General features: G+C 66.7%; 27 protein-coding genes. 10 read left to right on the forward strand and 17 right to left on the reverse strand.

What is annotated here, in order from left to right; translation table 11 throughout:
• Nucleotides 1-69 precede the first annotated feature (69 nt).
• The 17 genes from BLV60_RS34720 to fliF form a co-directional block, all read right to left on the reverse strand.
• Nucleotides 70-372: a hypothetical protein gene (locus BLV60_RS34720; protein ID WP_093058635.1), complete on the reverse strand. Its 303-nt coding sequence runs from the start codon at nt 370-372 to the stop codon at nt 70-72.
• Between the two features lie 348 nt (nt 373-720).
• The gene (locus tag BLV60_RS27850) at nt 721-2133 is read right to left on the reverse strand and encodes an amidase (protein ID WP_093058543.1); all 1413 of its coding nucleotides are present in this window, start codon (nt 2131-2133) and stop codon (nt 721-723) included.
• A 14-nt stretch (nt 2134-2147) separates the two neighbouring features.
• The gene (locus tag BLV60_RS27855) at nt 2148-2939 is read right to left on the reverse strand and encodes a transporter substrate-binding domain-containing protein (protein WP_093058544.1); all 792 of its coding nucleotides are present in this window, start codon (nt 2937-2939) and stop codon (nt 2148-2150) included.
• A gap of 77 nt (nt 2940-3016) precedes the next feature.
• A complete protein-coding gene (locus tag BLV60_RS27860) occupies nt 3017-3700 on the reverse strand; it encodes a GntR family transcriptional regulator (RefSeq protein ID WP_093058545.1) in 684 nt (227 codons plus the stop codon).
• A gap of 96 nt (nt 3701-3796) precedes the next feature.
• Entirely contained in the window at nt 3797-4594 is a 798-nt protein-coding gene (fliR, locus tag BLV60_RS27865; RefSeq protein WP_093058546.1) for a flagellar biosynthetic protein FliR, read from the reverse strand.
• Nucleotides 4595-4610: 16 nt separating this feature from the next.
• On the reverse strand, nt 4611-4880 hold the full coding sequence (gene fliQ / locus BLV60_RS27870; RefSeq protein WP_093058547.1) for a flagellar biosynthesis protein FliQ: 270 nt from the start codon (nt 4878-4880) through the stop codon (nt 4611-4613).
• 10 nt (nt 4881-4890) lie between these two features.
• Nucleotides 4891-5652: a flagellar type III secretion system pore protein FliP gene (gene fliP / locus BLV60_RS27875; protein ID WP_093058548.1), complete on the reverse strand. Its 762-nt coding sequence runs from the start codon at nt 5650-5652 to the stop codon at nt 4891-4893.
• On the reverse strand, nt 5649-6065 hold the full coding sequence (gene fliO / locus BLV60_RS27880) for a flagellar biosynthetic protein FliO (RefSeq protein WP_093058549.1): 417 nt from the start codon (nt 6063-6065) through the stop codon (nt 5649-5651). The genes fliP and fliO overlap by 4 nt, the downstream gene beginning before the upstream one ends.
• A complete protein-coding gene (gene fliN, locus BLV60_RS27885) occupies nt 6062-6514 on the reverse strand; it encodes a flagellar motor switch protein FliN (RefSeq protein ID WP_093058550.1) in 453 nt (150 codons plus the stop codon). Before fliN ends, fliO begins: the two co-directional genes overlap by 4 nt.
• Entirely contained in the window at nt 6507-7508 is a 1002-nt protein-coding gene (gene fliM / locus BLV60_RS27890) for a flagellar motor switch protein FliM (protein WP_093058551.1), read from the reverse strand. The genes fliN and fliM overlap by 8 nt, the downstream gene beginning before the upstream one ends.
• A 27-nt stretch (nt 7509-7535) precedes the next feature.
• Nucleotides 7536-8048, reverse strand: a complete 513-nt coding sequence (gene fliL / locus BLV60_RS27895) for a flagellar basal body-associated protein FliL (RefSeq protein WP_093058552.1) — start codon at nt 8046-8048, stop codon at nt 7536-7538.
• Nucleotides 8049-8198: 150 nt separating this feature from the next.
• The gene (locus BLV60_RS27900; RefSeq protein WP_093058553.1) at nt 8199-9629 is read right to left on the reverse strand and encodes a flagellar hook-length control protein FliK; all 1431 of its coding nucleotides are present in this window, start codon (nt 9627-9629) and stop codon (nt 8199-8201) included.
• Nucleotides 9630-9662: 33 nt separating this feature from the next.
• Entirely contained in the window at nt 9663-10118 is a 456-nt protein-coding gene (fliJ, locus tag BLV60_RS27905; RefSeq protein ID WP_093058554.1) for a flagellar export protein FliJ, read from the reverse strand.
• Nucleotides 10115-11578: a flagellar protein export ATPase FliI gene (gene fliI, locus BLV60_RS27910; protein ID WP_093058555.1), complete on the reverse strand. Its 1464-nt coding sequence runs from the start codon at nt 11576-11578 to the stop codon at nt 10115-10117. The genes fliJ and fliI overlap by 4 nt, the downstream gene beginning before the upstream one ends.
• A 5-nt stretch (nt 11579-11583) precedes the next feature.
• Complete coding sequence (gene fliH / locus BLV60_RS27915) at nt 11584-12378, reverse strand: flagellar assembly protein FliH (RefSeq protein WP_093058556.1); 795 nt, start codon at nt 12376-12378, stop codon at nt 11584-11586.
• Nucleotides 12365-13363 carry a flagellar motor switch protein FliG gene (fliG, locus tag BLV60_RS27920; protein WP_093058557.1) on the reverse strand — a complete coding sequence of 333 codons (999 nt, stop codon included), beginning with the start codon at nt 13361-13363 and terminating at the stop codon, nt 12365-12367. Before fliG ends, fliH begins: the two co-directional genes overlap by 14 nt.
• Entirely contained in the window at nt 13356-15092 is a 1737-nt protein-coding gene (fliF, locus tag BLV60_RS27925; RefSeq protein WP_093058558.1) for a flagellar basal-body MS-ring/collar protein FliF, read from the reverse strand. The genes fliG and fliF overlap by 8 nt, the downstream gene beginning before the upstream one ends.
• Nucleotides 15093-15377: 285 nt before the next feature.
• Between fliF and fliE the strand changes: the two genes are divergently transcribed.
• From fliE to flhC, 10 genes are all read left to right on the forward strand, one after another.
• The gene (gene fliE / locus BLV60_RS27930) at nt 15378-15701 is read left to right on the forward strand and encodes a flagellar hook-basal body complex protein FliE (RefSeq protein ID WP_093058559.1); all 324 of its coding nucleotides are present in this window, start codon (nt 15378-15380) and stop codon (nt 15699-15701) included.
• A 178-nt stretch (nt 15702-15879) separates the two neighbouring features.
• Nucleotides 15880-17538 (forward strand): FliC/FljB family flagellin, encoded by a 1659-nt coding sequence (locus tag BLV60_RS27935; protein WP_093058560.1) that lies wholly within the window; start codon nt 15880-15882, stop codon nt 17536-17538.
• 171 nt (nt 17539-17709) lie between these two features.
• A complete protein-coding gene (locus BLV60_RS27940; protein ID WP_093058561.1) occupies nt 17710-18072 on the forward strand; it encodes a flagellar protein FlaG in 363 nt (120 codons plus the stop codon).
• Nucleotides 18073-18127: 55 nt separating this feature from the next.
• A complete protein-coding gene (gene fliD, locus BLV60_RS27945) occupies nt 18128-19570 on the forward strand; it encodes a flagellar filament capping protein FliD (protein ID WP_093058562.1) in 1443 nt (480 codons plus the stop codon).
• A 19-nt stretch (nt 19571-19589) separates the two neighbouring features.
• Entirely contained in the window at nt 19590-20009 is a 420-nt protein-coding gene (fliS, locus tag BLV60_RS27950) for a flagellar export chaperone FliS (protein ID WP_093058563.1), read from the forward strand.
• A 30-nt stretch (nt 20010-20039) separates the two neighbouring features.
• On the forward strand, nt 20040-20372 hold the full coding sequence (locus BLV60_RS27955; protein WP_256216787.1) for a flagellar protein FliT: 333 nt from the start codon (nt 20040-20042) through the stop codon (nt 20370-20372).
• 34 nt (nt 20373-20406) lie between these two features.
• Nucleotides 20407-21702 carry a flagellar hook-length control protein FliK gene (locus BLV60_RS27960; RefSeq protein ID WP_093058564.1) on the forward strand — a complete coding sequence of 432 codons (1296 nt, stop codon included), beginning with the start codon at nt 20407-20409 and terminating at the stop codon, nt 21700-21702.
• Nucleotides 21699-21974, forward strand: a complete 276-nt coding sequence (locus tag BLV60_RS27965) for an EscU/YscU/HrcU family type III secretion system export apparatus switch protein (protein ID WP_093058565.1) — start codon at nt 21699-21701, stop codon at nt 21972-21974. Before BLV60_RS27960 ends, BLV60_RS27965 begins: the two co-directional genes overlap by 4 nt.
• Before the next feature lie 304 nt (nt 21975-22278).
• The gene (gene flhD, locus BLV60_RS27970; RefSeq protein WP_371127410.1) at nt 22279-22671 is read left to right on the forward strand and encodes a flagellar transcriptional regulator FlhD; all 393 of its coding nucleotides are present in this window, start codon (nt 22279-22281) and stop codon (nt 22669-22671) included.
• Nucleotides 22668-23255: a flagellar transcriptional regulator FlhC gene (gene flhC / locus BLV60_RS27975; RefSeq protein ID WP_093058567.1), complete on the forward strand. Its 588-nt coding sequence runs from the start codon at nt 22668-22670 to the stop codon at nt 23253-23255. Before flhD ends, flhC begins: the two co-directional genes overlap by 4 nt.
• The last annotated feature ends 29 nt before the right edge of the window (nt 23256-23284 follow it).

The following is a 23284-nucleotide window of genomic DNA, read 5'->3' on the forward strand; positions in this document are numbered from 1 at the left end:
TTTGGAGTCTTGAATGGTGTCCACCTGTGAGTCTGGTGGACACCATGCTGGTCGGGCCTCCCGGCGGATTCAAGATGCGTTGGCCGGACGCTTACACTGCATCGTGGTGTCGGCTGCTTCAATCCGCCGCTGCAGTTCCTCATTGACCACCCGCACCAGCGCGCTGAGTTCGGTGCGGGTCGGATAAACCTCTTCCGTATCGTTCACACCCTGCGGGACGATGAGTTTTTCAAGACACGCATAGGCACGATGCACAGCGTGAAGGCTGTCGATGTCATCGCATGCCTGTAGCGCAAGCGATTCAACGCTGACGGCCTCAGAGGATTCGGGAAATGGGGGGACGTGCGCGGACGCGCGAGTGCAGCTAGCCACGAGTGGCCTCCAAACAGTTCGGTTTTGCATAAACCACCGCATCCAACGCCAATTGGAGGCGGCAGCTCGAACAGGTTGGCGTACCGGGAACTGCTTGCGCAAACCGGCGAGCCTCGCGGCTCCCTGCTCGAGCCGCCAAAACTGGAGGCACGAACGACAAAGCCGCAGAGTCTCTGCGAAGAAATCTGCGGCTTTCGTCGCAGCAGTTACTCGGGACGCCAATCCCGATCACGCCTGTTTTTGACATGACGGGCGCAGTATAGCCACGCAGACATCTGCGATCGAAACGAGCGCGATGCCCCTACGGCCCGCAGTTCCAACCCAAATGCCGGGTGGAACCTCCTCATTTCAGCCCGTTGAGTGAAACCCTTCGTCCCACAGCGCAGGCCATGGAAAGGCCTCCTCATACTGCATGGCCAATGCCAGCAGTTCGGCATCGTGGCCGGCCGATGCGACCAGCTGGATGCCGGTCGGCAGGCCCTCTGCGTGCGCGCTTGGCAATGCAATGGCCGGCAGGCCCGCGGCATTGGCGAAGGCGGTGAAGACGGCATGCCCGCGCGGGCCGACTTCCGTGTCCGCTATCCGCTCGGGGTGGCTCTGTTCACAGGGCCAGGGCAGGGCGGCCGTCGCGGGTGTGAGGATGAAGTCGTAGCGGGCGAAGACGACTTCCATCTGTCGCTCGAGCTCACGCACTTCCGCCAGCACGTCGAACAGGCCGGATGCATCGAGCTTCAGGCCGGCGTTGAAATTCGCCTGCGCGACCGCGCCGCAGCGTGAGAGATCCGGGTGAACGCCCTCGGGCAATCCGAACTCGGGCCATTGCCATGCGCGCTGGAGCATCCAGGCGAGCCCTGCATTGGAAAGTGTCGGCCACAGCGCGTTGATCGCCTCCGACCAGTTCACCTGCTGCTGTGCTTCGTCCACCGCATGCCCCAACGTGGCGAAACCCTCGGCCGCGCGACGCACCGACGCGGCAATGTTGGGGTCGACGGCATGGGTGCCGAAACGGGGCACGAAAAGAATGCGAGACGGCGTGGGCCGGCCGGCCTCCAGGCGCGACCCTGCGATCGCCTCCGTCAGATGCTGTACGTCTTTCACGCAGCGACCGATTCCGCCGGCCACTTCGTAGTCGAGGAATATCTCGGGCAAGCCGCGCTCCCTGCGCACGAGGCCGCGCGAAGGCTTGAATCCCACAAGACCGCAATGCGATGCAGGCCGCCGGATGGAGCCGCCGCCATCGGTAGCCAGCGCTAGCGGCCCCAGGCCCGCCGCGACTGCCGCCGCAGCACCGCCCGACGATCCGCCCGGCGTCAGCGCGGTGTCCCAGGGGTTGCGGGTCGTGCCGTGCAGGGCGTTGGAGGTGTAGCCCTGCATCGCGAATTCAGGCAGGTTCGATTTGCCGAACAGCACGGCGCCCGCCGCACGCAGGCGCGCCACGGGCAGCTCGTCGTGCGATGCGACAAAGCCCTGCAGCAGCCTGCTTCCCCACGACGTGGGAAGACCCGCGACGTGCATGTTGTCCTTGACGCTCATTGGCACGCCGTCGAGCGGGCCCAGCGGCCGGCCGGTGGCCCAGCGTGCCGTGCTGGACGCCGCCGCGCGCCGCGCACCTTCCCGGTCGAGTGCCACGAAGGCGTTGAGCGACGGCTCGCAAGCCTCGGTGCGTGCCAGGCACGCCTGCAGCGCGTCGAGGGGCGTGAACAACTGCTTTGCGTACCCGGCGGTCAGCTGCGCCGCACTGAGGCGCCATGGCTCATTCATGTCGTGGGAGCGCCTTACTGCGGCAAATCGCCGGCGGGGCGGCCCAGCCACTTGATGGCCAGCTTGTCGAGTTCGCCGCTCTTCTTCGCATCGAGCAAGATCTCGTTGACCTTGAGCCGCAGCGCGTCCTCTCCCTTGGCCACGCCGACGAAGTTCGGGGAATCCTTCAGCACGAACTTGAGCTCGCTTCCAAGTTGCGGGTTCTTCGCCATCATGGTGCTCGCCACCTGGGCGCTGGTTGCCACCAGCTGCGTCTGTCCGGCGACAAAGGCCGAGATGGTCGCGTTGTTGTCCTCGAAGCGGCGCAACTCCACGGAGGCCGGCGCCACCTTGGTGAGTTCCGCGTCGTCCACGGAGCCGCGCGTGACGGAGATGGATTTGCCCGCGAGCTCAGCCGGCGCTTTCACGGACAGCGTCTTCGGGCCGAACACTGCGATGAAGAAGGGCGAGTAGGCCACCGTGAAGTCGATGACTTTTTCGCGCTCCGGGTTCTTGCCCAGCGTCGAGATCACGAGGTCGGCCTTCTTGGTCTGCAGATAGGGGATGCGGTTCGCCGTCGAGACCGGAATCAATTCGACCTTGGCGCCGAGCTTGCCGGCGATCAGCCGCGCGACTTCGATGTCCAGCCCCTGGGGCGCCATGTCCGGGCCGACCGAGCCGTAGGGCGGAAAGTCGGTGGGAATCGCGATCCGGACCGTCTTGCTCTTCGTGATCGTGTCCAGCGCGTTCTGTGCGTGCGAGGCACCGGCTGCGAGAAAGGTGAGGGCGGCTGCGAGGCCGAGGGAAAGGTGGCGTTTGCTGAACATGGTGGCGTGCTCCAGGGTTGGGATGGGCGTTGAGAAGAAGTCGGCAGGGAAATCGGGGGCGCGTGGCAGGGGATGCTTCACCGGGGCGCAGACAATGGCGTGAGCGCGAGCCGCAGCCCGGCCAACGGGTCGGGCGTCTGGTCTGCGGGCACCCGCAGCTTGAGTTGCCAGGTCGACAGGTGGGCGAAGACGCGCTGTTCGGCCAGGGCCATGTCGCCGGCTTCCAGCGCCTCGACGATGGCGCTGTGCTCGCTGAAGGAGTGCGCAGCCTCGTCTTCCGACTGGTAGCGCAAGGCGATCAGCATCGTGCGTGCGGTGAGGTCGCGAACCGTGGCCGCGAGCACGCTGTTCCCCAGGCATTCGGCCAGGCAGACGTGAAAGTCCCCCAGCAGGAAGCTGCGCGCTCCCACATCGGAGCCTTCGACCGCTTCGCGCTGACGCTTCAGGTGCGTGCGCAGCCGCTGCAGCGCCTTGGAGGCCAGAGGCTTGCTGCACCGGATGAGGCCGGTCTCGATCACGAGGCGCGCGTCAAAAGCGGCCTGGGCTTCCTCCAGCGACAGCTCGACCAGGTACCACCCGCGACGCGCGCTGGCCTTCACCATGCCGCGAACCGACAAGGTGGTGAGCGCCTCGCGCACCACCGCGCGCGGTGCATCGAAGAGATCGCACAGTTGCTGTTCGCCGAGGCGGGCACCCGGTGCGAGCTTCTTGGCGAGGACGGCCTCGACGATGCGCTCGCTGATGTCGGTGGAAGATGGCATGCGTCTGATCAAGCAGATCTCGTGCCATTTGATTAATCAGTTTGATGCACCAGTTTGGATCTTCATGCGATCCGGGTCCTTTGCATCACCTTCGAATCAGGGCCGCAACCCCTGCGTAACCCGCAACATGTTCCCCACAGCCTCCCCAAACCGAGGCTCCAGAAACGCCCCCAGATTCGGCATCAACAGCTGCATCATGAAAATCCCCGCCAGCAGCGTCAGCGGAAAGCCCACCGCAAAAATGCTGAACTGCGGCGATGCCCGGTTCAGGATGCCCATGGCCAGGTTCAGCGTAAGCAGCGCGGTAATCAGCGGCAGCGCCAGCATCAGCCCGCTGGCAAAGATGTCGCCCCCGGCCAGCACCAGGAACATCCACCCACCAGACGCAAGCGGCGCATCGGCAATCGGCAGTGTTTGAAAGCTCTCAGCCAGCGCATTCACCATCAGCAGATGCCCGTCGAGCGCCAGGAAGATCAGCATCGCCAGCATGTTCAGCAGGCGCGACACCACCATGGTGCTGCCGTGGCTCATCGGGTCGAAGAACGATGCGAACGACAAGCCCATCTGCAGGCCGATGTATTCACCCGCGGCCAGCACGGCTGTGAACACGAGCCGCACGGTGAAGCCCATGGCCACGCCGATCAGCACCTGCTGCACGATGATCCACACGCCGCCGGCGGACACCACCGGCACCGTGGGCAACGCCCCGATGGTGGGCGAGATCACAAAGGCCAGCATGGCGGCAATGGCCACTTTCACGGGCCGCGGCACCCACGCTTCGCCGAAGATCGGCGCGGTGCTCACCAGTGCGAGCATGCGCACAAAGGGCCAGAGGAAGGCCATCATCCAGCCCTCGAGCTGGGCCGAGGTGACCGAGATGATTGACGGGGTCATGTCACCTCAAATCACGTCACGCCAGCATTTGCGGAATGCCGGCGAACAGCGCGCGGATGTAGTCGAGCATGCGGTCCAACATCCATGGCCCTGCAATCACCAGCGTCGCGAACACGGCCAGCAGCTTGGGAATGAAGGACAGCGTGGCTTCATTGATCTGCGTGGCCGCCTGGAAGATGCTCACTATCAGGCCGATGATCAGCGCCACCAGCAGCAGCGGCGCGCCGATGAGCAGCGAGATTTCCATGGCCCTGTAGCCCATGGTCATGACGGATTCGGGGTTCATCTCTGCGTACCTAGAGGTAGAAGCTTTGCGCGAGCGCGCCGATGAGCAGTTGCCAGCCGTCGGCCAGAACGAAGAGCATCAGCTTGAAGGGCAGCGCAATGGAAGCAGGCGGCACCATCATCATGCCCATGGACATCAGCACGCTGGCCACCACGAGGTCGATGATGAGAAACGGTATGAAGATGGTGAAGCCGATCTGGAACGCGGTCTTCAGCTCGCTGATGACGAAGGAGGGCAGCAGTATGCGCAAGGGCACGTCTTCGGGGCCCTGCATCTCGGGCACCTTGGCGAGCCGGGCGAACAGGGCCAGGTCGTTCTCGCGGGTCTGCTTGAGCATGAAGGTCTTGAAGGGCGCAATGCCGCGCTCCAGCGCGGTGTCGACGCTGATCTTGTTCTCGGAGAAGGGCTTGTAGGCCTCGTTGTAGGCCTTGTCGAGCACCGGTGACATCACGAAGAAGGTGAGGAAGAGCGACAGCCCCACCAGAATCTGGTTGGGCGGCGAGGTCTGCGTGCCGATGGCGGTGCGCAGCAGGCCCAGCACGATGAGGATGCGCGTGAAGCTGGTCATCGACAGCAGCAGCGCGGGCAGGAAGGTGAGCGAGGTCAGCAGCACCATGGTCTGCACGCTCAGCGACCAGGTCTGGCTACCGCCGGGGCCGGGCGTGCTGGTGATGCCGGGCAGGCCCTGCGTCCATGCAACGGCGGGCAGCAGCGTGGCGGCGAGCAACAGCAGCGCGGCGCGCATGCCGCGGCGCAATGCGGGGTTCTTCATGGGGCAGGACGATGCGGCTTGCCCGAGAGGGCTTCACGCAGCTTGCGGGCAAAGAGTTCGACAGGTGTGGGTGCGACCGATGGCGACGCGGAGGCTGCAGCAGCCGCATAGGCCTGCGCCGGCAGCGTGTGCAGCGTGTTGACCTGGCTCGGCGTAACGCCCAGCACCAGCCAGGTGTCGCCCACTTCCACCACGACCACGCGCTCGCGCTGGCCTACCGCGGCGCTCGACACCACCTTCACCAGTTGGCCGCTGCCCAGGCGCTGAAGGCCGAAGCGCCGCGCCAGCCAGGCGCACAGAAAAATCAGGCCGACCACCGCCGCCATGCCGAAGCCGGCCTGCAGCAGGCCCGATGCGCCGACGGCGGCCGGAGCCACGTCGTGAACGGGCGTGGGCACGGTGGGAAGGCTCATGCGCGCGCGAGCTTCTGCATGCGCTCGGAGGGCGTGACGATGTCGGTCAGGCGAATGCCGTACTTCTCGTTCACCACAACCACTTCGCCTTGCGCAATGAGGTAGCCGTTGATCAGTACGTCCAGCGGCTGGCCGGCCAGGCCGTCGAGCTCCACCACCGAGCCCTGCGACAGCTGCAGCAGGTTCTTGATGGTGATGCGCGTGCGGCCGATCTCGGCGGTGAGCTGCACCGGCACGTCGAGCACGCGCGCGATGTCGACCGGCGTGGAGGACGAGTGCGCGGGGGGCGGCGCGTCCTGGATCTGCTGGAAGACCTGCGCGGTGGCTGGCGCGAATGTGGGTGCGGGGGCGGGTTCGGATGCGGCAGGGGCCGAGGCGGCCGTCTGCTCGGCCAGGGCGCTGGCCCAGTCGTCCGCGTCGCTGCTGCCGGAAGAGGTGTTGTCAGTCATGGTCGTTCTTCAAATCGCTGTCTTGGTGGGAGATCATGTGTTGCACGCGCAGCGCATAGCGCTCGTTGGAGGTGCCGTAGCCGCACTCCATCACCGGCACGCCGCCGACCTTGGCGACGACCGTCTCGGGCAGCTCGATGGGAATCACGTCGCCGATCTGCAGCTTCATCACTTCGCCCAGCGTCGATGGCATGGTCACGAAGTCGGCCACCAGCTCGACGTCGGCGGCCTGCATCTGGCGCGACATCTGCTTGACCCAGCGCTTGTCGACCTCGACCTCGTCCTGTATCGGGTTGGACAGCAGGTCGCGGATCGGCTCGATCATCGAGTAGGGAATGCACACGTGCAGGAAGCCGCCGACGGGGCCGAACTCGATCTGCAGCGTGGTGTTGATCACCACCTCGTTGGGCGCGACGATGTTGGCGAGCTTGCCGTGCATCTCGGCGCGCACGTAGTCGAAGTCCAGCGGAAACACCGGCTGCCATGCGTCGCCATAGCACTGCAGCGACAGGTCGAGCAGGCGCTTGATGATGCGCTGCTCGGTGCGCGTGAAGTCGCGGCCTTCCACGCGCACGTGGTAGCGGCCGTCGCTGCCGAACAGGTTGTCCACCACGAGAAACACCAGCTTCGGGTCGAACACGAAGAGGGCGGTGCCGCGCAGCGGCTTCATGTGGATCATGTTGATGTTCGCGGGCACCGGCAGGTGCCGCACGAACTCGCCGTACTGCTGGATCTGCACCGGCCCCACCGAGATGTCGGGGCTGCGGCGCATGAAGTTCAGCAGCGCGCCGCGCAGGCCGCGCGCAAAGCGGTCGTTGATGACCTCCAGCGTGTGCATGCGGTTGCGCACCACGCGGTCGGGCGCACCGAGGTCGTAGGCCGGAAGGCCGTCCTTCGGCGGTGCGGGAGAGGCCGCCTGGTCGAGGTCTCCGCCGGTGACGCCTTGCAGAAGCGCATCGACCTCGTCCTGGGAGAGCACCTGTTCATACGCCATGGATCGCTTGTCCGAAGGAAGAGGTGGTCACTGCACGACGAACGTGTTGAAGGAGACGCTGGAGATGCCCAGTTCGGGCGTTTCCGGGGCCAGCGGGGTGCTCAGCGCCTTGCGGATCTCCTCGGCCAGCTTGGCCTTGTCTTCCGGCGCCACCACCGATTCGGGCGCGCGGTTCGACAGCAGGAGCAGCAGGCGGCTGCGCACCTCGGGCATGAACTCGACGAGCTGCGCCTTGGTCTGCTCGTCGCGCACGCGCACCGCCATGCCGATCTGCAGGAAGCGGCCGCGGCCTTCCGACTGCAGGTTGACGGTGAGCGGCTCGAGCGTCAGGAAGATGGGCTTCTCGGGCGTCGGCGCCTTGGCCGTTTCGGTGGAGGCGGCGCCCATGAAGCGGGGCAGGAAGACATACGCGGCCGCGCCGCCGGCAGCGATCAGGCCGACGGCGATCACGATTCCGATCAGCAGCTTCGAGGAGCGGCGGGGGGCCAGCGTTGCGGAGATGGCCGGTGCGACAGTTGCGGCGGGTGATGAGGTAGCCATGGTTAAGCGGTTTTTCTTGTCCGATCTATTCTTTGCGAAGTCCCTCGCGAACGAACGGCCGAACAAGCGCACAAAGGCGTTTCATATCCGTTCATTGCGGGGCGCCGCACAGGGCGCCGTCGCGGGCGGGGGCGAATGTGTTGCCGGGGCTCAGGCGAAGGTGTCCACCCCGGCTGCGTTGTTGGAAGCACCCGCGCGCACGGCGGCGAGGGGCGCAATTTCCGGAGCGCTTGCCGTGGTGCGGCCTGTGCCGGGGTAAGGGGAGGCGGCCTGCTGCCGCGCGGCGTTCTGCTGCTGTTGCTGGCTTTGTTGCTGTGCAAAGGCGGCGTCGTTGCCGAAGGGCTGGCGGGTTTCCGCGCCGACCGAGGTCTGGCCCAGCGTGATGCCCTGCTCCGACAGCGAAGTGCGCAGTTGCGGCAGCGCGGCCTCGATGGCCTTGCGCACGCTCTCATGGGCCGACACGAACATGGCCTGCGCCTGGTTGTCGCCCATCGACAGCGTCACCTTGAGCGGGCCGAGGCCGGCTGGGTTCAGGTTGAGTTCGGCCGTGTGATTGCCGCTGGTGCTCATGCGCGCCAGCTGCTGGCCGAGGGCCGGCGCCCATTTGTCGCTGCCGACTTCGGGGGCGATGGTGTGCACGGGGGCGCGTGTGGCGGCCGTGTCGTTCGCGCTGCCTGATGAAGCGGTTGCTATCGCGGCGGGCTGCTGGAGCGCGATGGGTGCCACGGGTGGCTGGGCGTCCGTGTCGCTGGCGGTCGCGGCTGCCACTGCTGCAATGGGCGCGGTCTTGGCTTGTGCGTCGTCGGCCGCTTCGGGTTGCTGCGCGGCGCTGGCCAGTTGCTCGGCGGTGGTGGCGCTCACGGGGGCGCGCGATGCGGCGCCGCGGCCGGTCGCGGCGGTGCCGACCGGCGAACCGGCGGGAGCGGATGCGGGCTTCGCGATGCCGACGGACATGGTCTGTGCCGCGATGGCGGCGCGGGCGAGTTCGTGCAGCGAGGCGGCTGGCGCGGTGTCGGCCTGGAGTTGCGCAGCCTGGGTGGCGGGCAGTGCGGCCGTCGCGGGTTTCGTGGCGGCATCTTTCGAGACCACAGCGGCTTCGGGTGCGGCCGATGCATCGGCGACGGCTGCATCGGCGCCAAGCGTCTTCGCGGCAGCGGCCTGCAGGGCCGGGTCCAGCGGAATTTCTGCCGCACCGGCGGGCGCCGTTGCGGCGGTGGCGTCGGCCGCGCCTTCACCTTGCTGCTGTTGAGCAGAGCGCCCCGCGAGCGTCAGCGCATGCAGCGGCGTGTGCGCCGTCGCGAGAAAGGCGAGGTTCGGGTCGGCGGGCAGCGCGTCTTCTTTCTTCGTGTCTTCATCCGCACCGGGCTTGCGCACCGGCTTGCGGTCGATGGCGGCGACATCCTGTGCGCCGTCTTTCGGTGCCGCGTCGCCGTGGCTGCCGTTGTTCGCGCGCGAACGCTCCAGCGCCGCGCCAAAGCTGCGGCCCTGGTCTTCGTCCGTGCCGCGGTTGCGCACGCCGGTCTGCGCGGCAGGCTGGCTGGTGGCGTTCGTCATGACGGGGGGCGTGATCATGGGAGTCATGTCGGTTCCTGCGTGGAGATTCAATCAGTGGACTCAAAGAGTCGGGTGCGAGGCGCGGTCGAAGAACTTGCGCGCCGCGCGCTCGTCGCTGTCGCGCTGCTCGCGCTTGGCCTCGGCCATCATTTCCTGCATGCGCACGCGCTCAGCCAGCGTGTCGAAGGAGCTCAGGCGGCGCTTCTGCTGCTGCCAGTCGGTGCGGCCGGTGTCGAGCCGGGTCTCGGTCTGCGCCGCGATGGCGCGCTGCTGCTCGATGGCGCCGTCCAGCGTGCCCAGAAAGTTGCGGTAGTTGCGCCACTGAGAAGAAGGCAGGCCGTCGCGCATCAACGCGTCGAGCTGGTCGTGATAGTCCTGCCGGTACTGCAGCAGCAGTTCGAGCTTCTGGCTGGCGTTGAGGTGCGCGTTCTGCAGCGCACCCAGGCGCCGCGCGGCGTCGTCGGTCTGCGTGTGCGCCAGGTCGATCAGCATGCCGAGAGGGAGCTTGCGTGTCATTTCGTGAATCTCTGCGGTGTTGTTGTCGTGGATGCGCGCTGCTCGGTCGCGAACAGGCCTTCGAGGTGCCCGATCGATTCGGCGTAGCCCGCGCGTTCGTCCATCGACTGCTGCAGGAAGCCTTCGATGCGCGGGTACATCGCGATCGCCTGGTCGAGCTGCAGGTCGTGGCCGGGCGCATAGGCGCCCACGCTGATCAGGTCGCGGTTGCGCTGATAGCGCGAGAGCATCTGCTTGAAGCGGCGCACCGAGTCGTACTGCGAAGACGGAATCAAGGCGGTCATGGCGCGGCTGATGGAAGCCTCGATGTCGATGGCGGGGTAGTGCCCGGCCTCGGCCAGCGTGCGCGAGAGCACCACGTGCCCGTCGAGAATCGCGCGTGCCGAGTCGGCAATCGGGTCCTGTTGGTCGTCGCCCTCGGACAGCACCGTGTAGAAGGCGGTGATCGAGCCGCCGCGCCCCTGCGCATCGCGTGCGCCGTTGCCCGCGCGCTCCACCAGCGCCGGCAGCTTGGCAAACACCGACGGCGGATAGCCCTTGGTGGCAGGCGGCTCGCCCACGGCCAGCGCAATCTCGCGCTGCGCCATCGCGTAGCGGGTGAGCGAGTCCATGATGAGCAGCACGTCCTTGCCGCGGTCGCGGAAGTATTCGGCCAGGCAGGTTGCATACGCCGCGCCCTGCAGGCGCAGCAGCGGCGAGTTGTCGGCAGGCGCGGCCACCACCACCGCGCGGGCCAGGCCCTCTTCGCCCAGCGTGTTCTCGATGAAGTCTTTCACCTCGCGGCCGCGTTCGCCGATCAGGCCGACGACGATGACCTCGGCGCTGGTGTAGCGCGCCATCATGCCCAGTAGCACGCTCTTGCCCACGCCGGAGCCGGCGAACAGGCCCATGCGCTGGCCGCGGCCGACGGTGAGCATCGCGTTGATGGCGCGCACGCCGACGTCGAGCACCGAATCGATGGGCGCACGCGACAGCGGGTTGACGGGCGGGGTGCTCAGCGGCACCTTGCGCGCGATGTCGAGCGGGCCGAGTCCGTCGAGCGGCCGGCCGGCCGCATCGACCACGCGGCCGAGCATGCCTTCGCCCACGGGCAGGCGCTTGGTGTGTGCGTTGCCGATCATGCCGGCTGCATCGGGCTCCGGCGAGCCGGGCCGCGCGAACACGCGCGCTCCGGGCACGAGGCCCGCCACTTCGGTCTGCGACATCAGGAACAGACGGTCGCCGGCGAAGCCAACGACCTCGGCTTCGGCGTGACGCTGCGGATGGCCGGGCGGCAGTTCGATCAGGCAGTCGCTGCCCACGGGCAGTTGCAGGCCCACGGCTTCGAGCACCAGCCCGACGGCGCGGGTGAGGCGGCCCGAGGCGATGGTGGTCTCGCAATGCGCGACGTTGGCGCGCGCTTTCTCCAGCGCGGCGCGCACCGATTGCAGATGGGCGTTGGGGGCGGCGGTGGTCTGCATGGGCGTCAGAGCGAGTCGGCCTGCCCGTCGGCGTCGCCGTGCAGCGAGGCGGTCACGCGCTTCCAGCGCGTGCCGAGCGTGCCGTCGAGTTCGCCGGTGGCGGACTGCACGCGGCAGCCGCCGCGCGCGATGGTGTCGTCGGCGCGCACTTGCCAGCCGGCGGCTTCGATCTCGTTGCCGAGGCTGTTCTTCACCAGTGCCACGTCGTCGGGGTTCAGCAGCAGGCGCGGCTCACCGCGCAGCGCGGGCTCGGTGTTGAGCAGGTCGCGCACCACGGGCAGCACCCATTCGGGCTCGGCCTTCAGCGTGCGGTGCACCACCTGGCGCGCCACGTCGAGCGCGAGCGCAAGCACGGTGTGGGAGAGTTCTTCTTCTGCGCGGCGCAAGGCATCGGGCAGCGACTGGGCCAGCGCGCGCAGGCGTTCGGCATGCACGCTGGCGGCCGCGAGGCCGGTGGCCAGCCCTTCGGTGTGCCCGACCTTGCGGCCTTCGGCAAGCCCGGCGGTGCGGCCCTCGGCCTCGCCGTCGATGCGGGCTTCCCTGCGGATGCGCGCGATGTCGGCAAGGTCGACCCTGGGGGCGGGCGGTGCAGGCGGCGGGCCGTTGCGTTCGGCACCCTTGCGGCTGGCGGGCGCCTTGCCGTCGATGGTGCCCATCTCCCAGCGCTCCCAGGCCGAAAGCGTGGGAGTGGGCGAGGGCGCAGGCTTCGGTCCGGCCGCTGCATGGCGCGCGGCGGCATGGATGGCGGCAAGCCGTTCGCGCGACTCGCCGAAGGCGCCGTTGGTGTCAGACGAAGTCATCGGTGCCAGGCGCCGCGATCACGATTTCGCCAGCCTCCGCCAGACGGCGGGCGACTTGCAGGATGGCCTTCTGCTCGGTCTCGACCTGCGACACGCGCACGGGGCCGCGCAGCTCCATGTCTTCGCGCAGCGTCTCGGCGGCGCGCTGCGACATGTTGTTGAGGAACTTGTCGCGCAGCTCCATCGGCGCGCCCTTGAGCGCGATGATGAGCGAGTCGGACTCGATGTCCTTGAGCAGGCGCTGGATGCTGCGGTCTTCCAGGCCCAGCAGGTTCTCGAACACGAACATCTCGTCGACGATGCGCTGGGCCAGCGCTTCGTCCTGTTCGCGCACATGGGCGATGGCTTCTTCTTCCACGCCGGTGCTCATGAGGTTGACGATCTCGGCCGCGGTGCGCACGCCGCCCAGCCGGCTGCGGCGCACGCCCTGGCCCGCGAGCATCTCGGTGAGCACGTCGGTCAGCTCGTTCAGCGCCGATGGCTGCACGCCGCCGAAGGTGGCCACGCGCATGATCACGTCGTGGCGCAGCCGCGCCGGCAGCTTCTCCAGCACTTCCGATGCCTTCATGCGGTCCAGGTGCACGAGCAGCGTTGCAAGGATCTGCGGATGCTCGTCGCGGATGAGTTCGGCCACTTCGCCGGCCTCGAGTTCGTTGAGCCGCTCGATGCCGCCGTGCGGCTCGTCGGGCTGCAGGATGTCCTCGAGCAGGTTGCTGGCGCGGTCGTCGCCCAGCGCCTTCTTCAGCACGGCGCGGATGTAGCTGGTCGAGCCCAGGTGCAGGGCCGACAGCTGCTCGGTCTCGTGGCGGAATTCGGAGAGCACGGCGGCCAGCTCGTCCTTGGAGACGGAGCTGAGCTTCGACATCGCAAGGCCCAGCGCCTGCACCTCGGAGGTGGGCAGCTGGTGCAGCGCGGCTGCGGCGCGATCTTCGCCCAGCGCCATCAGAAGGATGGCGCTCTTGCGGGTTCCCATTTCGCTATTCATCGTTGTGCATCCAGTGCTGGATCAGGGTGGCCACCAGCTTCGGATCCTTGTCGGCGGCCTGGTGGGCGTATTCCATGTCGGCCTTGCGGCGGTTGGTCTCGCGCTCGCGGAGGCTTTCGTCGGGGGAGGGCGCGTTCGGGTCCGGCTCCGCGGCCGGCGCGAAGGCGGGGCCGGAGGACGCCGCGGGTGCAGGCGCGGGAGCCAGGTGCCGGCGCATCAGCGGGCGCAGCACGGCGAACCAGGCGAAGAGCGCGAGCAGCCCGTACAGCAGGTACTGGCCCAGCATCTTGCCGAGCTCGATGTTCTCGCGGTCGCGCCAGAACGGCACCTCGGGCGCGGGAGCGCTGTCGGCGTCGCGGGCGAAGGCGCTGTTGACCACGTTGAGCGAGTCGCCGCGATCCTGGCTGAAGCCCATGGCTTCCTTCGCGAGGTTGCGGATCTGCTCCAGTTCGGCCGAAGTCAGCGCGCGGCTGCTGCTCTTGCCGCTCGCGTCCACCGCATCGCGGTTGTTCACCACCACGGCGACCGACAGGCGCTTCACGCCGCCGGCGGCCTGCTGCACGTGGCGGATGGTGCGGTCGAGCTCGTAGTTGGTGGTGGTGTCCTTGCGCGTGCTGCTCGGGCCGGTGGGGGCGGTGCTGGCCGTGGAGCTTGCCACGCCCGGTGCACCCGGAGCGCCGGGTGTTCCTGGCGCGGGTGGCGTGCCCGGTGCGTTCGGTGCACGCGGACCGGTGATGGGCGCGGTCGGGTTCACCGGCGGCTGGTTCGACAGCGCGCCCGGCACGCCGCCGGGTTGCCCGCCGCCGTGCTGCGCCGATTCGCTGCTCTGCTGGCTGCGGATGGCGACCTGCGTCGGGTCCTGGTTGGGCTTGTATTTCTCGTCGGTGTGCTCGACCACCGAGAAGTCGATGTCGGCCGCCACCTGCGCGCGCACATTGTTCGCGCCCACGATGGGCTGCAGGATCGCCTCGATGCGGCGGATGTAGCCCTGCTCGATCTCCTGCGCGTACTTGAGCTGGCTCACGTCCAGCCCGCGGTCGCCGCCGCGCGCCGAAGACAGCAGGTTGCCGCGCTGGTCGACCACGGTCACGCTCTTGGCGTCGAGGTCGGGCACGCTGCTGGACACCATGTGCACGATGGCGCTGACCTGGCCTTCGTCGATGCTGCGCCCGCGTGCCAGCGCGAGCACCACCGAGGCCGATGGCTTCTTCTGGTCGCGCACGAAGAGCGAGGGCTTGGGCAGCGCCAGGTGCACGCGCGCCGACTCGATGGCGCCGATGGATTCGATGGAGCGCGCCAGCTCGCCTTCGAGCCCGCGCTGGTAGTTGACCTGCTCGGCGAACTGGCTGGTGCCGAACTTCTGGTTGTCCATCAGTTCGAAGCCGACGCCGCCGGCCTTGGGCAGGCCCTGCGCCGCGAGCTTCAGGCGCGTCTCGGCCACCTTGTCGCCCGCGATCAGGATCGCGCCGCCGCCGTCGGCGAACTTGTAGGGCACGTTCATCTGCTGCAGCGACGCGATGATCGCGCCGCCGTCGCGGTCCGACACGTTGGTGTAGAGCACCTTGTAGTCGGGCCCGCGGCTCCAGAGCATGAACGCGGCCGCGGCGGCCACCAGGGCCGCGCCTCCAATGATCAGCGGCAGCCGGGGCTGCGCGCGCATGCGGTCCAGTAGCGCAGGCTGGCCGTTGCCGGCCGCAGGCAAAGCACCCGCGGGCGCCGCCGTGCTCATGGGTGCACCTTCGTCGTGGCGGTTGCCGTTGCCATGGTGGGAGTGGAGATTCGGTGTAGAGATTTCATTCCGGATGGCCCGTGATGTCGTCCGCGGCCTGTTCGTTTCGCCGACGATTGTCAACAGTCACCCGGAATTCGAATGCCCGAACAGCCGGGGTTTTTGCCCTCAGTTGCGCGCTTGAATCGGGGTCTTCCCTTGATACGCTGCAAGCAGGCAGGAGGGCTTTTGCCCCTCCATGTCAAGTCACGCAGAAGTGTTCAAACAAAGGAAGAGGGATCTCCCATGTCGATCAGTGCCATCGAATCCGTACTGCAGCAGATGCGCGCCACCGCACTGCACACGGGCATTGCGCCCGCGGCCGCTGCCGGTACGCCGGTCGAAGCCGGCGGTTTCGCAGCCGAGCTCCAGCGCTCGCTTTCCAACATCAGCGGCGCGCAGCAGCAGGCCTATGCGCAGGCCGAGTCGTTCGAACTGGGCAAGCCCGGTGCCGCGCTCAATGACGTGATGGTCGACCTGCAGAAGGCCAACGTCGCCTTCCAGACCGGGCTGCAAGTGCGCAACCGCCTGGTGACCGCCTATCAGGAAGTGATGAACCTGCAGGCCTGAGGGTGCGGGTTGGTGGCATGGGCAGCCTGTGCAACTTTTTTGTACGTTGCCCTAAAGGTTCGTGAGACCCCGCCGATAACCAAGTCAACGATGGCTTGAGTCTCACAGTGGAAGCGGGTCCAGCGTTACGGCCGAAGGCCGGAGTCCACAACCTTTTTTCATCAATCAGGAGTCGAACATGGCGCAAGTCATCAACACGAACAGCCTCTCTCTCATCACGCAGAACAATCTCAACAAGTCGCAGTCGGCGTTGAACAGCGCCATCGAGCGCCTGTCTTCGGGCATGCGCATCAACAGCGCCAAGGATGACGCTGCCGGCCAAGCCATTGCCAACCGCTTCACGGCCAACATCAAGGGCCTGACGCAAGCAACGCGCAACGCCAACGACGGCATCTCGATCGCCCAGACGACCGAAGGCGCGCTGACCGAAGTCAACAACAACCTGCAACGCATCCGCGAACTGTCGGTGCAAGCCGCCACGGGCACGAACTCGGCAAGCGACCTGGACTCGATCCAGTCGGAAATCGGCCAGCGCCTGGACGAAATCAACCGCGTCTCGGAACAGACCCAGTTCAACGGCGTGAAGGTCCTGTCGGCTGACGCCGGCAAGCTGACCGTTCAAGTCGGCGCGAACGATGGCGAAACCATCGACATCGACCTGCAAGAAATCAGCGCCAAGACCCTCGGTCTGGACGGCTTCAACGTCAACAACACCGGTTCGAAGAACAAGACCGCCACGGCTTCCGACCTGCTGGTCGCCGGCTTCACCGCGGGTGCCACCACGAACGGCATCACGGCTTACAGCCGCACGCTGACTACGGCCGCCAACGGCGCCACGGCCAACGACGTGCTGGCCAAGATGCAGGACGGCGGCACGGTCACCATGACCGGCGGCGCAACCTACACCTACAGCGCAGCGACCAAGAGCTACACCGCCACGGAAGCTACCCGCAGCCAGGCCAATACGCTCGCTTCGCTGACCCCGCCGGCCGGCACCAGCGTGACCGCCACCGTCAAGCTCGGCAACCGTTCGATGGACGTCAAGATCGACAGCAACGGTGCAATGACCGACGCTGCCGACGGCTCGGCCCTGTACCTCGACGCGTCGAAGAACCTGACCAAGACGGGCGCTGGCGCGACTTCCGCCGCCACGCTGTCGGCAGTGCTCGAGCAAGCCACCGGCATGTCCGCCACCGGCGACTCGATCACCATCGGCGCAACCGGCGCTTCGTACACGGTGGTGACGGCAGCTGCCGGCGCCAGCACCTTCGCGGTTGCCGGCGAGCGCGCCACGGCCGACCAGGTCGCAGCCAAGATCAACGCTGGCGCAGGTTCCATCGACATCGACGGCGCTGGCGCTACCGCGGCCTACGCAGTGGCAGCAGCCGGCGGTGCCGTGACCGGTGCCTACATGGGCGTGAGCGGCCTGACGACGACCGCCGCCGAATCGATCAACCTGAACGCCAACGGCGTGGCGACCGATTCGCAAGGCAGCACCGTGTATGCCGATTCCACCAAGCCCGGCAAGGTGACGACCAACGCAGTGAGCGATGCCAAGTCGACGGTCGACCCGCTGAAGGCACTGGACGCCGCCCTGTCGAAGGTCGACAAGCTGCGCAGCTCGCTGGGTGCGGTGCAGAACCGTTTCGACTCGGTGATCGCCAACCTCGGCACCACGGTGACCAACCTGTCCTCGTCGCGTTCGCGCATCGAAGACGCTGACTACGCCGTCGAAGTGTCGAACATGACGCGCGCCCAGATCCTGCAACAGGCAGGTACCTCGGTGCTGTCGCAAGCCAACCAGACCACGCAAGGCGTGCTGTCGCTCCTGCGTTGATCGACAAGGTCTAGTTAGTCAGAAGCAAAGGAATGCCGGGCCCCTCCCGCAAGGGTGGAGTCCGGCTGGCGCAGGTCCCCGGAGCAAGCCGGGACCACTTGCGCTGCCCTCTGCGGCCATGCCCCAAGGGTGAGGCCCCAGAGGACAGCGAACCAGCAAGACAAGGTGGAAATGATGTTGAACCCCGTGCCGGCTACCCCCGTGATGGAGAACCAGTGGACGCAGCTGCTCGTCGGCGGCGCCGCGGCCGTGCGGGGCCTGGTGGCCGGTGCGAAGGGCGACGCTGCGGCCGACGCGAAGGACGACGCCACGCCGGTGCAGGTCGAGCAGGCGGTGCACCAGGTGAACGAAGCCTTCGCGCTGCGCGAGGTCGGCCTGCAGTTCGAGGTCGACAAGGACACAGACAAAGTCATCGTCAAGGTGGTGGACCGCGCCAGCGGCGAGGTCATCCGCCAGATTCCCAATGAAGACGTCGTGCGCATCGCGAAGCTGATGAGCGACGGCAACGGCTTGCTGGTGGACCACGCAGCCTGAGGCCGCACCAGATTCTTCATTCGTAGCAGAACACCCAATTCAGGAAAGCTTTCACATGGCAACCATCAGCAGCCTCGGCGTCGGCGCCAATCTCGACCTTGCCAGCTTGCTCACGCAACTCCAGACCGCCGAGAGCCAGCCCCTGGTGGCACTGCAGGCGAAGGCCAAGAGCTACACGAGCAAGCTGTCCGCCTACGGCACGATCCAGAGCGCGCTCAGCACGCTGCAGACGGCTGCCAAGAAGCTGGGCGACCCGACGCTGTTCCAGAGCGTGACCGGCACGCCGACCGTCAGCGGCATCCTGTCGGCATCCGCCACGGACGTGAGCGCCGCCGGCAACTACACCATCGACGTGTCGCAGCTCGCGCAGGCGCAGACCGTCATCACCGCGGGCCAGGTCGACACCAAGACCGCGATCGGCAACGGCAAGATCACCATCGACTTCGGCGCGATCACGGGCGGCACGCTCAACGCCACGACCGGCCAGTACACCGGCGCCACGTTCACCGCGGATGCGAGCCAGACCGCGAAGTCGATCACCATCGACCCGACCAACAACACGCTGGAAGGCATCCGCAACGCGATCAACGGCGCCAATGCGGGCGTGACGGCCACCATCGTGAACGACGGCAGCGGCTCGCCCAACCGGCTGGTGCTGACCTCCACGCAGACCGGTGAGAAGTCGAGCATGCGCATCTCTGTCGACGGCGATGCGACGCTGCAGAACCTGCTGAACAACGACCCGGCCGGCACGCAGAACCTGAAGCAGACGGCAGCGGCGCAGAACGCCAAGCTGAACGTCAACGGCATCGACGTCACCAGCGCGAGCAACACCGTGAAGGAAGCCATCCAGGGCGCCACGCTGACGCTGGTGAACACCGGCAAGACCGGCCTGTCGATGAAGGAAAACACGGCCGGCGTGAAGACGGCGATCAACGATTTCGTGAAGGCCTACAACAGCCTCCAGAGCACCGCCGCGTCGCTGACCACGTACGACGCCGACACCAACACCGCCGCCGCGCTGGTGGGCGACAGCACGCTGCGCAACCTGCAGACGCGCATCCGCCAGGCGCTCACCACGCCGCAGGCCGGCGGCACCAACGACATGAAGGTGCTCACCGAGATCGGCGTGGCCTTCCAGAAGGACGGCACCCTGGCCGTGGACTCCGACAAGCTCGACAAGGCCCTCGCCAACAACCTGAAGGGCGTGGCGAACCTCTTCTCGAGCGCCACCGGCAGCACGGCCGGCTACGGCAAGCAGATCGATGCGCTGGTGACCGACCTCAACACCGGCGCCCTGAAGGTGGCCAGCGACGGCGTGACCTCCACCATCAAGCAGCTCGACGACCAGTACGACGCGATGCAGCTGCGCGTGGACGCCACGGTCGACCGCTACCGCAAGCAGTTCAACCAGCTCGACGTGCTGATCAACAGCATGAACAACACGAAGTCCTATCTCACGCAGCAGTTCGAAGCGATGTCGAACAGCAGCAAGTAAGCAAGCGGGGCACCAGCCGATGTACACCTCCCACAACATGCGCACCGGCGCCGGCGCTTATGCGCGCGTCGGTGTGGAAACGAGCGCGATGAGCGCGTCGCCGCACCAGCTCATCGTGATGCTCTTCGATGGCGCGAAGACCGCCATCGGCATGGCCCGCCACCACATGGCGGCCGGCGATATCGAAGCCAAGGGCAACGCGATCTCCAAGGCCATCGGCATCGTCGACAACGGCCTGAAGGCCGCGCTCGACGCCCAGGCCGCCGGCGACGCCGGTGCCGAACTCGTGCGCAACCTGTCGGCGCTTTACGACTACATCGTGCAGCGGCTGTTCCGCGCCAACCTGCACAACGACGTGCAGGCCCTGGACGAGGCTGACCGGCTGCTCGAGAACGTCGCTTCCGCCTGGCGGGAGATCGACGACCGGGCTCGCAGCTGAAATGCAACCGCAAAAATGAGACAGGACAACATGGCATTCCGGAGTGAGGTCGTTCATTGCTACGAGGAGCTGGCAACCAGCATTGCATCGATGCTGGTGCTGGCACGCGCCAAGGAATGGGGCCGGCTCCCCGCGCTCGAAGAGCGTTGCGCGGCCATGGTCGAGCGATTGCGCGCCATCGAACCGTTCGAGACGCTGGATTCGATGCAGGTCGAGCACGTGCTCGATTTGCTCGAACGCATCCGCTCGGATCAGGCCGAGGTGTCGGGCCTCATCAAGCCGCAGATCGAGGACCTGATCGGCCGCATGGGGTATCTCACCCAGCAGAAGAACCTCGGCAGAGCCTACGGGCCGCCGCACTGAGCGCGGCCCGAAGAAACGCCGAAGAAGCCGCACCATGACTGCACTCGCCGGACTACTCGATGCGCTGCTGGCCGCAAGGCTGGCGCCGCGGCTCGACGTGCTGGGCATCAAGGCCGAGGCCGTCATCGGCGCGCCGGGGCCGGCCGTGCCTGTCGGCAAGGTCGACAACGACGTGCGGCTGCCTTCCAATGCCGCGCTCGACCGGCAACTGCCGGGCGCGACGGCCGGCGGCACGGCGCATGCAGCCGCGGGTGCGACGCCGTCGGTGGCCATGCGGCTGTCGGTGGCGGCGCGCGTCATCGGCGCGGTGCTGGCCGACCTGCAGGCGCAGCCGGGGCCGGTGCGCGGCGCGGCGCCGCTGCTGTCGTCGCGCGGGCAGCCTGCGAGCGCTGCGGCGTTGGCCGGCGCGCTGGCGCAGACGGTGTCGGACAGCGGTCTCTTCTATGAATCGCACCTGGCGGAGTTCGCGGCCGGCAGCCGCACGCTCGCGCAGATGGCGCAGGAGCCCCAGGCGCGCTGGTCGGCGCCGGTGGCTGCGAGGCCCGATGTGGCGGCATCGGCTGCAGCCGTGGCTGCTGTTGCGCAGGCGCCGGCCTCCGCGACCTCCGTGGGGGTGTCCGGCGTGTCGCCGGCGCTCTTGGTGCAAGCCATGGTGGTATCGGTACCACAGGGCGATGCATTCCGCACTGTTGAGAATGCGCCCGTGCCGCAGGCGCCCGCTACCGATGCGCAGCCACAGGAAGCCGCACGTTCCGCACAAGACCCCGCCCAGGTTTCCGGGCAAGCCGTATCGAACGATGCCGCGCGCGTGCAGGCGGCCTATCGCCAACCCGAGAGCGCGCAGGTCGGCGGCATGCTCGATTCGATGCCCGCGCATCGTGCCGGCGAATCCGCACGCCAGGCCGACGGCGCTGCTGCCGTATCGGCATCGCGCGGCGCCGAAGTGATTCATCCGCAGGCCGTCACGATCGTGCACCAGCAGCTCGACCTGCTGGCCAGCGCAGTCTTCCGCTGGAGCGGGCAGGCCTGGCCCGACGTGCCGATGAGCTGGTCCATCGAGGAAGAGCAAGCGCAGCAGCGAGATGGCGCCGCGGCGGAAGAAGAGGGCACGCGCCGCTGGTCGACCACGGTGTCGCTGGCGCTGCCGCGGCTCGGCGAAGTCGATCTGCGCCTGAGCCTCGAAGGCCCCGCCGTGCAGGCGCATCTCTTTGCGCGCGAGACCGCCACCATGGCACGCCTGCGCGGCGACACGGGCCGGCTCGCGAAGCGCTTCGACGCGGCGGGCCTGCGGCTGCAGCAGGTGCAGGTCATGGCGAAGGCGGCGGCATGAACGAAGTGCTCGACAACCGCAACAGCGCCGTCGCGCTTTCGTATGCGGACAAGACACGGGCCCCGGTTGTCGTGGCCAAGGGCTATGGCGTGGTGGCCGAATCGATCATGCGCGAGGCGCGCGAGAACGGGCTTTACGTGCACTCGTCGGCCGACCTCGTGAAGCTGCTGATGCAGGTCGACCTCGATCAGCAGATACCGCCGCAGCTGTACCTCGTGGTGGCCGAGGTCATGGCGTGGATCTACGGCCTCGAAGGTCGCGCAGGCGACTAATTGAACAACGAATCAATGGCAAATCATGAATACGGATATTCATGCAAGAGATTTATCAGTGAATCAAAACAAGGCCATAGTATTTATTAATTCGATGCCTCTGATGAATAAATTACTGCCCAAAAACTCGCGATTGGAACAACTTGTTACGTGATTGTGTAACGCTTATGACCCTCACTCTTCATGGGGACAAGTGGCGTTTCTGTCAGACGACTCCTACCTTTTTTGGTCTCCTGTCATACAAAACACTTCAACATGTAAAACTTTGTGTATATAATGTATACACGATTGATAGGAGCACGAAGTGAGCTTTGAATCGGAAATGGGATCAGACGTGGAAAATTGCAACATCACCGCAAACGGCGTGATTTCGAGAGAAATCGGCGAGATAAATCTGGCCTATATGCTGCTGGCGCAGAAGCTGGTCAAGCAGGATCGGGCCGAGGCCATGTTCCGCCTGGGAGTGGGGCGCGAGCTTGCCGATCTGCTGGCGAACATGTCGCTCAGCCAGATCGTGAAGCTGGCTGCTTCCAACTTCCTGCTGTGCAGCTTCCGCCTGGACGACCGACCGATGTTCGCGGTGGTCGGCGAGGGCAAGGAGCCGGCGCTGCAGCAGGCGCATATGTCGATCCTGATGGCTGCGCGACAGGCCCAGGCTCAAGCCCAGGCGCCGATGCGCGGAGCGAGCGCGGCGTGAGCAGCAAGAGCGTTCTGGGCGAGGTCCGGCAGGTCCAGCTCGCGATCGAGCTGATCGGTCTCGGCGCCCGGCTGCAGTTCCTGGAGGCGGCAGTCAAGCTGAGCCGGGAGCGCCTGATACGCCTCTACAAGGAACTCAAGGGCGTTTCTCCGCCCAAGGGCCTGCTGCCGTTCTCTACCGACTGGTACATGACGTGGCTGGCCAACATCCACTCGTCGATGTTCTACAACATCTACCGCTTCATGCTCGACGAAGCCGACGAGAACGAATTGCCCGCGCTCATCAAGGCCTATCGCCTCTACACCGAGCAGGTCGAGTCGCAAGGCGGCGAGGTGGTGCTCGACTTCACCCGCGCCGAAACCATGGTGCGCTTCTTCGACAGCGACATGCTGCAGCTGAGCACCTGCAGCCGCTGCGGCGGCCACTTCGTGGCCCATGCACATGACAACAAGAACGGCTACGTGTGCGTGCTGTGCCGTCCGCCTTCGCGCGCAGGCAAGGCGCGCAAGCCCAAGCTGTCCGAGGTGCGCCGGGGTGGGCTCGTCGCCGTGGCGCCGGTGCTCGACATCGGCGGCGCCGTCTAGGAAAAAAGTGCCCCCGCCTCCGGTGTCCG

This window comes from Variovorax sp. YR634 (genome assembly GCF_900106655.1).
Taxonomy (GTDB): Bacteria; Pseudomonadota; Gammaproteobacteria; order Burkholderiales; family Burkholderiaceae_C; genus Variovorax.

Excerpts from the sequence above, each read along its gene's own strand:
- BLV60_RS27850 (WP_093058543.1), bottom strand. The coding sequence starts at position 2,133 with ATGAATGAGCCATGGCGCCTCAGTGCGGCGCAGCTGACCGCCGGGTAC.
- BLV60_RS27855 (WP_093058544.1), bottom strand. The coding sequence starts at position 2,939 with ATGTTCAGCAAACGCCACCTTTCCCTCGGCCTCGCAGCCGCCCTCACC.
- BLV60_RS27860 (WP_093058545.1), bottom strand. The coding sequence starts at position 3,700 with ATGCCATCTTCCACCGACATCAGCGAGCGCATCGTCGAGGCCGTCCTC.
- fliR (WP_093058546.1), bottom strand. The coding sequence starts at position 4,594 with ATGACCCCGTCAATCATCTCGGTCACCTCGGCCCAGCTCGAGGGCTGG.
- fliQ (WP_093058547.1), bottom strand. The coding sequence starts at position 4,880 with ATGAACCCCGAATCCGTCATGACCATGGGCTACAGGGCCATGGAAATC.
- fliP (WP_093058548.1), bottom strand. The coding sequence starts at position 5,652 with ATGAAGAACCCCGCATTGCGCCGCGGCATGCGCGCCGCGCTGCTGTTG.
- fliO (WP_093058549.1), bottom strand. The coding sequence starts at position 6,065 with ATGAGCCTTCCCACCGTGCCCACGCCCGTTCACGACGTGGCTCCGGCC.
- fliN (WP_093058550.1), bottom strand. The coding sequence starts at position 6,514 with ATGACTGACAACACCTCTTCCGGCAGCAGCGACGCGGACGACTGGGCC.
- fliM (WP_093058551.1), bottom strand. The coding sequence starts at position 7,508 with ATGGCGTATGAACAGGTGCTCTCCCAGGACGAGGTCGATGCGCTTCTG.
- fliL (WP_093058552.1), bottom strand. The coding sequence starts at position 8,048 with ATGGCTACCTCATCACCCGCCGCAACTGTCGCACCGGCCATCTCCGCA.
- BLV60_RS27900 (WP_093058553.1), bottom strand. The coding sequence starts at position 9,629 with ATGACTCCCATGATCACGCCCCCCGTCATGACGAACGCCACCAGCCAG.
- fliJ (WP_093058554.1), bottom strand. The coding sequence starts at position 10,118 with ATGACACGCAAGCTCCCTCTCGGCATGCTGATCGACCTGGCGCACACG.
- fliI (WP_093058555.1), bottom strand. The coding sequence starts at position 11,578 with ATGCAGACCACCGCCGCCCCCAACGCCCATCTGCAATCGGTGCGCGCC.
- fliH (WP_093058556.1), bottom strand. The coding sequence starts at position 12,378 with ATGACTTCGTCTGACACCAACGGCGCCTTCGGCGAGTCGCGCGAACGG.
- fliG (WP_093058557.1), bottom strand. The coding sequence starts at position 13,363 with ATGAATAGCGAAATGGGAACCCGCAAGAGCGCCATCCTTCTGATGGCG.
- fliF (WP_093058558.1), bottom strand. The coding sequence starts at position 15,092 with ATGAGCACGGCGGCGCCCGCGGGTGCTTTGCCTGCGGCCGGCAACGGC.
- fliE (WP_093058559.1), top strand. The coding sequence starts at position 15,378 with ATGTCGATCAGTGCCATCGAATCCGTACTGCAGCAGATGCGCGCCACC.
- BLV60_RS27935 (WP_093058560.1), top strand. The coding sequence starts at position 15,880 with ATGGCGCAAGTCATCAACACGAACAGCCTCTCTCTCATCACGCAGAAC.
- BLV60_RS27940 (WP_093058561.1), top strand. The coding sequence starts at position 17,710 with ATGATGTTGAACCCCGTGCCGGCTACCCCCGTGATGGAGAACCAGTGG.
- fliD (WP_093058562.1), top strand. The coding sequence starts at position 18,128 with ATGGCAACCATCAGCAGCCTCGGCGTCGGCGCCAATCTCGACCTTGCC.
- fliS (WP_093058563.1), top strand. The coding sequence starts at position 19,590 with ATGTACACCTCCCACAACATGCGCACCGGCGCCGGCGCTTATGCGCGC.
- BLV60_RS27955 (WP_256216787.1), top strand. The coding sequence starts at position 20,040 with ATGGCATTCCGGAGTGAGGTCGTTCATTGCTACGAGGAGCTGGCAACC.
- BLV60_RS27960 (WP_093058564.1), top strand. The coding sequence starts at position 20,407 with ATGACTGCACTCGCCGGACTACTCGATGCGCTGCTGGCCGCAAGGCTG.
- BLV60_RS27965 (WP_093058565.1), top strand. The coding sequence starts at position 21,699 with ATGAACGAAGTGCTCGACAACCGCAACAGCGCCGTCGCGCTTTCGTAT.